This is a genomic window from Acidobacteriota bacterium, assembly GCA_039030395.1.
In the GTDB taxonomy this organism is placed as follows: Bacteria; Acidobacteriota; Thermoanaerobaculia; order Multivoradales; family JBCCEF01; genus JBCCEF01.
On record JBCCEF010000057.1, the window covers coordinates 1 to 2,375 of the forward strand.

A 2,375-nucleotide genomic window follows, 5' to 3' on the forward strand; every position below is an offset into this window, starting at 1 on the left:
CGAAGATCACCTGAAAGAGCGGCGAGGTCCCGAGGTGACGCTCCGGGCTCAGGGCCTCCACCAGCTTCTCGAACGGTAGCTGCTGATGGGCGAAGACATCGAGGGCGGTCTCGCGGGTTGCGGCGAGGAAACGGTCGAAGAACGGATCCGCGGTCGGGCGGCCGCGGAAGACGAGGGTGTTGGTGAGAAAGCCGATGAGGCCCTCAAGCTCGCGTCGCGGACGTCCGGCGATCGGCACACCGACGACCACGTCGTCCTGGCCACTCGCTCGATGGAGGAGGCTCTGGAAGGCCGCCAGCAACACCATGAATAGTGTTGCCCCCTCTTGCTGCACGAGCCCTTCGAGTCGCGAGGTGAGGCGCTCATCAAGCCGTCGATGGCGTTCACCACCGCGGTCGCCGACCCGCTGGGTTCGCGGCCGGTCGGTGGGTAGCTCGAGCAGTGGCGGCGCGCCGGCGAGGCTCTCGCGCCAGAAGGCGAGCTGGCCTTCCACCGTGGCTTGGTCGAGCCAGCCGCGCTGCCAGGCGGCGTAGTCGGCGTACTGCACCGGTAAAGGCGGCAACGCCGGCGCCCTGCCGGCGACCGCGGCGGCATAGGCGGTCGCGATCTCGTGTACCAAGATGCCTGTCGACCAGCCGTCGGAGACCGTGTGGTGCTGGGTTAGCAGCAAGGCGTGCCGAGCGTCGCTGTCTGTCGCCGCACTGTCTGTCTTGGCGAGACGCAGTAAGCGAGCGCGCAGCAGCGGACCGCGCTGGAGATCGAACGGGGCCTGGGCCTCCGCCGTTGCCAGCTGGCGCGCTTCGCGGCGCCGATCGGTTGGGGCGAGCACCGCCAAGTCGACGATCGGCAGCGCTGGCGGGCTCGGCGGCGCGATCACCTGCACCGGATGGCCCCCTTCTCCTTCAACGTGGAAGGTGGTGCGCAAAGATTCGTGGCGCCGGACCACCGTGGCGAGACCGGTCCGCAGTGCGGCGACATCGACCGTTCCCACCAGCTCGACGGCCGCGGGCATGTTGTAGGCGCCGCTGCCGGGGTCGAGCTGGTCGAGAAACCACAGCCGCTCCTGGGCAAAGGAGAGCGGCACGGCGACTTGCGGCAGGCCGTCCGCACCGCGCGGCAGGCTTTCCAGGGGCGGTGTTGCGAGGGCCCCGCGATCGTCACGCAGGCTCTCGATCTTGGTTGCCAGCTCGTTCAGACGCGGCGTCTCGAAGATCTGTCGCAGGGGCAGCTCGACGCCGAAACGATCCCGCACTTGCGCCACGACCCGACTGGCGACCAGCGAATGGCCGCCGAGACTGAAAAAGCTGTCGTCGGGCGCGATCCTCTGCGTTCCCAGGACATCGGACCAGATGGCCGCCAGGAGCTCCTCTGTGGGTTGCCGCTCACCGTGCGCTGTCGCGAAGGAGGGCTCGACGGCATCGGCCGGAGGGGCGCTTTCGAGGGCGAGCCGCTCCAGGGCCGCCCGATCGATCTTGCCGTTCGGCGTCAGGGGCAGGGCGTCGAGGCGGCGGAAGGTGTCCGGTACCAGAGCCTCGGGCAGACGTCGGGCGAGCGCCTGGCGGACCGTCTCGCCGTCCAACGGTGGGTCCGTCTCGCAGAACGCGACGAGCCGGTCTCTTGCGGCAACCACCGCCGCCGCCCGGATCGCGTCGAGACGGGTGAGCTGTGCTTCGATCTCCTCTGGCTCCACCCGTACGCCGCGGACCTTCACCTGTAGGTCCGTCCGCCCGGCGATCTCGACGCTGCCGTCCGGACGGTAGCGCCCGAGATCCCCGGTGCGGTAGAAGCGTACGTCGTCGTCCCGACCGGCAGCGAACGGATCGGTGAAGCGCTCCCGGGTGAGCTCGGGATCTCCCAGGTAGCCCCGCGCCAGGTAGGGGCTGCGGATGCAGATCTCGCCCAGCTCGCCGACACCGCGGACGTTGTCGCCGGGGCCGAGGATCAACAGGTCGACGCCATCCCGGCCCCGGCCCAGGGGGACCCGGCCGCCGTCGTCACGTTCGGCACCAGTCCGTTCGGCACCGCCCCGCGCGGCCGCGTCGCCATCGATCTCGTGGCAGGCCATGACCTGAGGCGTTTCGGTCGTACCGTAGACGTTGAAACGGCGCGCTTTCGGCGCCAGGTGACGCAGCTCGGCGGCTTGGCGGTAGCTCAGGGGCTCGCCGCCGAAGAGGACCCAGCGGATCGTCGGCAGGCTCGCGTCGGCGGCGGCGCCGGAAGCCAAGAAGCTGGCGCGCGACGGCGTCAGATGGAGGGTCGTCAGCTCTTCCTGCTGCATCCAGGCGAAGAGCTCGGCGGGTTCGCCGAGGACTCGTGACGAGGGGATCGAGAGGTGGGCACCGAGGGCGAGCGGCGTCCACAGATCGCGCAGCAAG

At 69.9% G+C, this 2,375-nt stretch carries 1 protein-coding gene; it reads right to left on the reverse strand.

What is annotated here, in order from left to right:
- Positions 1–2,375 (reverse strand): condensation domain-containing protein (locus AAF481_20425; protein MEM7483532.1); only part of this gene is annotated, 2,375 nt, incomplete at both ends.